Origin of the sequence: Methylobacterium sp. CCH5-D2, assembly GCF_001556475.1 — a bacterium.
Classification (GTDB): domain Bacteria; phylum Pseudomonadota; class Alphaproteobacteria; order Rhizobiales; family Beijerinckiaceae; genus Methylobacterium; species Methylobacterium hispanicum.
Map to the genome: position 1 here is coordinate 1 of NZ_LSIX01000677.1, position 6,501 is coordinate 6,501.

Annotated in this window: 7 protein-coding genes; 3 read left to right on the forward strand and 4 right to left on the reverse strand. The window is 72.7% G+C overall.

Annotated features, from left to right (window positions below; all coding sequences use genetic code 11):
• Positions 1 to 81: 81 nt before the first annotated feature.
• Positions 82 to 846 carry an alpha/beta fold hydrolase gene (locus AX737_RS17900; protein ID WP_066923804.1) on the reverse strand — a complete coding sequence of 255 codons (765 nt, stop codon included), beginning with the start codon at positions 844 to 846 and terminating at the stop codon, positions 82 to 84.
• Positions 847 to 955: 109 nt separating this feature from the next.
• On the opposite strand from AX737_RS17900, the gene AX737_RS17905 reads away from it, so the two are divergent.
• On the forward strand, positions 956 to 1,783 hold the full coding sequence (locus AX737_RS17905; RefSeq protein ID WP_066923806.1) for an FkbM family methyltransferase: 828 nt from the start codon (positions 956 to 958) through the stop codon (positions 1,781 to 1,783).
• A gap of 25 nt (positions 1,784 to 1,808) precedes the next feature.
• Here the strand turns inward: AX737_RS17905 and sfsA are convergent, their stop codons facing one another.
• Positions 1,809 to 2,525 carry a DNA/RNA nuclease SfsA gene (gene sfsA, locus AX737_RS17910; protein ID WP_066923808.1) on the reverse strand — a complete coding sequence of 239 codons (717 nt, stop codon included), beginning with the start codon at positions 2,523 to 2,525 and terminating at the stop codon, positions 1,809 to 1,811.
• A 92-nt stretch (positions 2,526 to 2,617) separates the two neighbouring features.
• Here sfsA and AX737_RS17915 point away from each other — a divergent pair, with 92 nt between their 5' ends.
• On the forward strand, positions 2,618 to 3,358 hold the full coding sequence (locus tag AX737_RS17915; RefSeq protein ID WP_066923811.1) for a molybdopterin-binding protein: 741 nt from the start codon (positions 2,618 to 2,620) through the stop codon (positions 3,356 to 3,358).
• 46 nt (positions 3,359 to 3,404) lie between these two features.
• Positions 3,405 to 4,265 (forward strand): formate/nitrite transporter family protein, encoded by an 861-nt coding sequence (locus AX737_RS17920; RefSeq protein ID WP_066923813.1) that lies wholly within the window; start codon positions 3,405 to 3,407, stop codon positions 4,263 to 4,265.
• Positions 4,266 to 4,517: 252 nt separating this feature from the next.
• On the opposite strand, the gene AX737_RS17925 is transcribed toward AX737_RS17920, so the two are convergent.
• Together AX737_RS17925 and AX737_RS17930 are read right to left on the reverse strand one after the other, a co-directional pair.
• Entirely contained in the window at positions 4,518 to 5,699 is a 1,182-nt protein-coding gene (locus AX737_RS17925; RefSeq protein WP_082773121.1) for a site-specific DNA-methyltransferase, read from the reverse strand.
• 232 nt (positions 5,700 to 5,931) lie between these two features.
• On the reverse strand, positions 5,932 to 6,501 hold a 570-nt coding region (locus AX737_RS17930; protein ID WP_210173135.1), incomplete at its 5' end, for a glycosyltransferase.

Here is a 6,501-nt window from a genome sequence, read left to right on the forward strand (position 1 = left end):
TCCCCTCTCTGCGGGACTTCGTCCCGACCGACCCCCTTCGGGGGCCACCCTCCCCCGCAGAGGGGGGAGGGAGCGCGTCGGCTAGGCTTGCGCCGCCAGGAACGCCAGCACCCCGTCCCGGTGCTCCTTGGCACCCACCGCCGTGCTGTGGTCGCGGCCCTGGATCTCGAGCGCGCGCGCGTCCGGCAGCAGGGCGGCGAGCGCCGGGCCCGATCCCGAGACCGTGTCGAGGCTGCCCGTCGAGACCAGCACCGGCACCTCGATCTGTGCGACCTCCGCGCGCGAGAGCGTCTGGCGCGAGCCCCGCATGCAGGCGGCCAGCGCCCGCAGGTCGCTGCGGGTCTGCTCGGCGAAGGTACGGAAGGCGGCGGCCGTCGGGTTCGGGGCCGGCGTCCCGGCGGGCGCCTCCAGCGCCTCCGCGATGCCGGCGGGCAGGCCGCGGCCCTCGACGAGGTGGAGCCCGAGGCCCCCGAAGAGCGCCGAGCGCACCCGCGCCCGGTGGTCGAGCGCCAGGAAGGCGGCGATGCGCGCGCCCATCGAGTAGCCCATCACATCGGCCCGCTCGATGCCCAGATGGTCGAGGAGCCGCACCGCGTCGCCCGCCATCTGGTCGGAGCCGTAGAGGGCGGGGTCGTAGAGCTTCTCGCTCTCGCCGTGGCCGCGGTTGTCGAGCGCGATCGCCCGATAGCCCGCCTGGGTGAGCGTGCGCACCCAGAGCGTGTTGACCCAGTTCACCGCGTGGTTCGAGGCGAAGCCGTGGATCAGCAGCACGGGGGCGCCCGTCCCGCTCTCTGGCGGCACGTCGATATAGGCGATCCGCACGCCGTCCGAATCGAAGCTCTGCATTCCTGGTCGCGTCCTCTCACGTCGTCCGCCCGGCTTAGAACGGTGCGTGCCGACCCCGCAACGCGCGGATGCTTGCCGTCGGGCGGTTCGGCTGTCATCACGCCGCGCGATGACAGACGCCTCACCCTACGGCACCTACGCCCCGACCGGCCTCGTGGCCGCGATCGCCCGGCGCACCGCCAGCATCCCGGCCGAGAGCTGGGGCGGGCGCCGCCTCGCGCTCTTCCTGCGCCGCGTCGCCATCTCGCTGCTGCGCGGACGCCCCCTCGACGTCGAGCGCTACGGCGCGCGCATGCGGCTGCACCCCTACAACAACAACTGCGAGAAGAAGGTGCTCTTCACCCCGCAGTTCTTCGACCCCGCGGAGCGGGCGATCCTGCGCGAGCGCCTGCAACCCGGCTGCGTCTTCCTCGACATCGGCGCCAATATCGGCGCCTACGCGCTGTTCGTGGCGGCCTTCGCGGGCCCGTCCGCCCGCATCGTCGCGGTGGAGCCGCAGCCCGACGTGTTCGACCGGCTGAGCTACAACATCGCCCAGAACCCGTTCCACACGGTCAAGGCGGTAGCCTGCGCGGTGGCCGACAAGGCGGGCGAGCTGACCCTGTTCATCGACCCGCGCAACCGCGGCGAGTCGAGCCTGAAGATCGTGGGGACCAACGAGGGCGCCCAGATCCGGGTGCCCGCGGTGACGCTGCTCGACCTCGTGCGCGCGGAGGGGCTCACGCGCATCGACGCGGTCAAGCTCGACGTCGAGGGCGCCGAGGACCTGATCCTCGAGCCGTTCCTGCGCGAGGCCCCGGCCAGGCTGCTGCCCCGGCTGCTGCTCCTCGAGAACGGCACCGACCAGTGGCAGCTCGACCTGCCGAAGCTCCTCGAGAGCCACGGCTACCGCGAACTGACCCGCACCCGACTGAACGTGGTGTTCGAGCGGGCGTAGCTGTCCCTCCCCCGGGGAGCCGCCCTTACGGCGGCGTCACCACCGGGATGGGCTCGGCGACGCGCACGCCCTCGGGGCCGACCGCGCAGCGGTAGGCATGGGTCTCGACCCCCATGGCGCGGGCCTCCCGGAAGGCGCGGTCGAAGGCCGGGTCGAGGTCGCGGGCGACGTCGAAGGCCTCCGCCCGCATCTGCACCACCACGATCACCAGGGCGCGCCCGCCCGCCGCGACCACGTCGGCCAGATCGCGCATGTGCCGGGCGCTGCGGGCGGCGACGCAGTCCGGGAACTCCGCGAGGCCGGGCGTGCGCATGAGGTGGCAGTTCTTCACCTCGACATGCGCGGGCGGCAGGCCGGGACCGGTGGCCAGGAAATCGACGCGGCTCGCTCGGCCGTAGCGCACCTCCGGCCGCAGCCCGTCGTAGCCCGCGAGCGGCGCGAGCAGGCCCGCCCGAAACGCCTCGGCGACGAGGTGGTTGGGGCGCGCGGTGTTGATGCCGACCCATTGCGGGCCGCCCGGCAGGTCCGCCTCCACCAGCTCCCAGGAATGGCCGAGCTTGCGCGCCGGGTTGTCGGAGACCGAGAGCAGCACGCGGGCGCCGGGCTGGTTCAGGCCCAGCATCGCGCCGGGATTGGCGCAGTGCGCGGTGATCTCGGTGCCGTCGGGGAGCGCGACGTCGGCGAGGAAGCGCTTGTAGCGCCGCACCAGCCGGCCCTCGACGAGGGGAGAGGGAAACTGCATCCGCCCCGCTTACGGCGCGCGCAGCCCCGCGGGAAGACCGTGGCCGCGGACCACCCCGCGCGCTATCTGCGGCGCGTCATCCCGAGGGCCGCATGAGCACAGATTCCGACGCCGTCACCGCCGCCGTCCTCGTGATCGGCGACGAGATCCTGTCCGGGCGCACCAAGGACAAGAACATCGGCACCATCGCCGACTACCTCACCGCCATCGGTATCGACCTGCGCGAGGTGCGCATCGTGCCGGATGTCGCCGAGGCGATCGTCGAGGCGGTGAACCAGCTCCGCGCCCGCCACACCTACCTGTTCACCACCGGCGGCATCGGGCCGACCCACGACGACATCACGGCCGATTGCGTGGCCGAGGCCTTCGGGGTCGGCATCGACGTCGATCCGCGCGCCAGGGCGATGCTGCTGGAGCGGCACAAGCCGGAAGATCTCAACGCGGCGCGCCTGCGCATGGCCCGCATCCCGGACGGGGCGGCGCTGATCCCGAACCCGATCTCGAAGGCGCCGGGCTTCCACATCGGCAACGTCTTCGTCATGGCGGGCGTGCCCGCGATCATGCAGGCGATGCTCGACCAGATCGGGCCGGGGCTCGCCCGCGGCGCGGCGATGCTCTCCGAGACGATCGAGGCGCGCGGCCTGCCGGAGGGCACCTATGCGGGCCGGCTCGGCGAGATCGCGGGCCGGCACCCGGGCGTGTCGGTCGGCTCCTACCCCTCGATGACGCAGACCGGCTTCCAGAACCGCATCGTGGTCCGCTCGAAGGACGCGGCGGCGCTGGGAGCGGCCCGCGCCGAGATCGAGGCGCTGGTGGCCGAACTTTCCGCCTGACGGGCGTCTTTCCTCACAGGGGCATCCGGCGGGCGGGGGAGGCGGCATGGGCGAGCGGGACGGGGGCGAGCGCGCGGAGGAGCGCGAGGCGCTCGACGACATCGTCCGCTCGATCGGCCGGCCCGACGCCTACGTCCTGCACGAGGTCATCCGCCGCAACGGCGACCAGGAGCTGCGCCGCCACGGGGGCGCGCTGTTCCTCTCGGCCTTCTCGGCGGGCCTGAGCATCGCCCTGTCGCTGATCGTGCCGGGCGCGCTGAAGGCGCACCTGCCCGCCGCCGAATGGGCCAAGGCGCTCAGCACCATGGGCTACGCCGTCGGCTTCCTCGTGGTGATCCTGGGCCGGCAGCAGCTCTTCACCGAGAACACCATCACGCCGGTGCTGCCGCTGCTGCACGACCGCACGCCGAAGACCGCGTGGCGCCTGGCTCGGCTCTGGGCGATCGTGCTCGCCGGCAACATCCTGGCGACGGCGGCCGTCGCCGCCGTGATCGTGCATGCGGGCGCCTTCCCGCCGGAGCTGCACGCGGCCTTCGCGGAGATCAGCCACCTCACGGTCGCGTTCGACTTCTGGCCGACCTGCGTCAAGGCGATCTTCGCCGGCTGGATCATCGCCCTGATGGTCTGGATCCTGCCCGCGACCGGCACGGCCGCGACCCTCGTCATCGTGCTGATGACCTGGCTCGTCGCGCTCTGCGGCCTGGAGCACATCGTGGCGGGCTCGGTCGAGGCGTTCTACCTCGTGATGACCGGGGCGGCCTCGCTCAACGACTACGCGTTCCGCTTCTTCGTGCCGACGCTCCTCGGCAACGTCTTCGGCGGCGTCGCCCTGGTCGCGGTGCTGAACTTCGGGCAGGTCGCGCCCGAAGTCGAGGAGGGCAAGGAGGCGGACGGGGAGAGGACCTGACTTTCCGCTTGAAGGGGTGCCTTCGCGGATGAACCGGAACCGCTTTCCCGGACGCCTGGAACGGAGTGGACGGTGATCCGGGATCCAGAGAGCGATGTGCCGCGAAGCGGCCCGATCTTCGGCGACGTTGCAGAACTCGGACGCTGCGCGACTTTGTGCGCTGGGTCCCGGATCACCCTCCGCTGACGCTCCGGGCGTCCGGGAAAGGGTGGTGCGGCCGAGACCGCAGCGCCGCTTCCCGGGGAGACGGCCTCACCCCGCCATCGCGGCGCGCATCCTCTCGCGGAAGGCGTCGATCACCACCGGGCGGCCGTCGCGCTCGGCGTGCCAGAAGGTCCAGCCGTTGCAGGCCGGCAGGCCCTGGACCAGCGCGCCGATCTTGTGGATCGAGCCGGCGACCGGGCCGACGCCGAGCTGGCCGTCCGGGCGCACCGTCGCCTTGAAGCGGCGGCGCTCGTCGGTCAGCGTCTCGCCCGGCCGGACGTGCCCGGCCTCGATCACGCTGAGGAAGGGCACGCGCGGCTCGGCGCGCTTAGGCAGCGCCACCATCAGGGCGGCCTGCGAGAGCGGCGTCACCGCGGCGATGCGCGCGCGCGCGGCCTCGGCGTAGCTCTCCTCCCGCTCGATCCCGATGAAGCGGCGCCCGAGGCGCCGGGCCACCGCGCCGGTGGTGCCGGTGCCGAAGAACGGGTCGAGCACCACGTCGCCGGGATTGGTCGAGGAGAGGAGCGTGCGGGCGAGCAGCGCCTCGGGCTTCTGCGTCGGGTGCAGCTTCTGGCCGTCGGAGCCCTTCAGGCGCTCCTCGCCCGTGCAGAGCGGGATGAACCAGTCCGAGCGCATCTGGAGGTCCTCGTTGCCTCCTTTGAGCGCCTCGTAGTGGAAGGTGTAGCCCTTCGATTCGGCCGAGCGGGAGGCCCAGATCAGCGTCTCGTGGGCGTTGGTGAAGCGCTTTCCGCGGAAGTTCGGCATCGGGTTGGCCTTGCGCCAGACGATGTCGTTCAGGATCCAGTAACCGAGATCCTGCAACGCGCTCCCGACCCGGAAGATGTTGTGGTACGACCCGATCACCCAGAGGGTCGCGTTCGGCTTCATCACCCGGCGGCAGGCGGCGAGCCAGTCGCGCGTGAAGGCGTCGTAGGCACCGAACGTATCGAACTTGTCCCAGTCGTCGTCGACCGCGTCGACGCGGCTCTGGTCGGGCCTGAGCAGGCCCGCCGTGCCGAGCTGGAGGTTGTAGGGCGGGTCCGCGAAGACGCAGTCCACGGAGGACGCCGGCAGGGCGTTCATCCGGGCGACGCAGTCGCCGAGGAGCACCTCGTCGAGAGGTAGGCGCTGGGCGGGTACGAGACCCATCCGCGGCGCCGGCGTCCGCCCGGTACGCGAGACCTGTTTCCGGGCGGGTGCGCCAGCGACCACGGTACGCGGGGAAGCCATGGCAAACACCGGTTACGCGACTGACCAGGGGACCATGCCGCCGGTACGGTAAAGGCCGGGTTTGCCGCGGTTGCGGTCCGTGTCCCGATATGGGGCTGCAGATTTTGCCGGGTGCCGAGCCGCGCGGCCCGTCCCCCGATCCTGTGCTTCGCCTCGTCCTCGGCCCCGCCGCCGTCGTCCCGCGCCGCGTCGCCGCTCGGGGGGAGGGGCGTGCCGGCGCGGCGCCGCCGGCTCACCCGAAGCCGTAGAGACCCGCGTGCCGCTCGGCGATGTCCGGCCAGCGCAGGGCCCGGAAGGCGGCGGCGTCGAGGTCCGGGGCCGCCGCGGACGGGCAATCCAGGAGGGCGCGGATCCGCGATGCCGTCGCCGCGGTGCCGTCGTGCCGGACGGTGGCGCTCCGGAGCCAGTCCGGCGTCTTGTCCGAGTGGGTGGTGACGACGGCCAGGCCGTGCTCCAGGCAGGCGATGGCCGAGCCGCGCTTCTCGCTGACGCCGTCCGGGAAGGGCAGCAGGGCGACGCGCGCCCGCGATAGCTCCTCCGACACCCGCTCCGGCTCGGCGTCGAGCACGAGCCGCAGGCCCTGTGCCCCCGCCCGCTCCGCCACCGCCCGGAAGACCGGGCAGGCGCGGTCCGGGGCGGAGCCGATCACGACGGCCTCGACATCCGGCGCCGCGGCCCGGACGCGCTCGGCCACGTCGAGGAACGCTTCGAGCCCCTTGCCCGGGCCGATCTGACCGAAATAGACCAGCGCGCGCGCCCGCTCCGAGGCCGGGGGAGCGCCCCGCACCGCGATGTTCGAGCC

What these genes read in the sequence shown, in the direction of transcription:
- AX737_RS17925 (WP_082773121.1), bottom strand. Translation starts at nt 5,699, where the DNA reads ATGGCTTCCCCGCGTACCGTGGTCGCTGGCGCACCCGCCCGGAAACAG.
- sfsA (WP_066923808.1), bottom strand. Translation starts at nt 2,525, where the DNA reads ATGCAGTTTCCCTCTCCCCTCGTCGAGGGCCGGCTGGTGCGGCGCTAC.
- AX737_RS17920 (WP_066923813.1), top strand. Translation starts at nt 3,405, where the DNA reads ATGGGCGAGCGGGACGGGGGCGAGCGCGCGGAGGAGCGCGAGGCGCTC.
- AX737_RS17900 (WP_066923804.1), bottom strand. Translation starts at nt 846, where the DNA reads ATGCAGAGCTTCGATTCGGACGGCGTGCGGATCGCCTATATCGACGTG.
- AX737_RS17905 (WP_066923806.1), top strand. Translation starts at nt 956, where the DNA reads ATGACAGACGCCTCACCCTACGGCACCTACGCCCCGACCGGCCTCGTG.
- AX737_RS17915 (WP_066923811.1), top strand. Translation starts at nt 2,618, where the DNA reads ATGAGCACAGATTCCGACGCCGTCACCGCCGCCGTCCTCGTGATCGGC.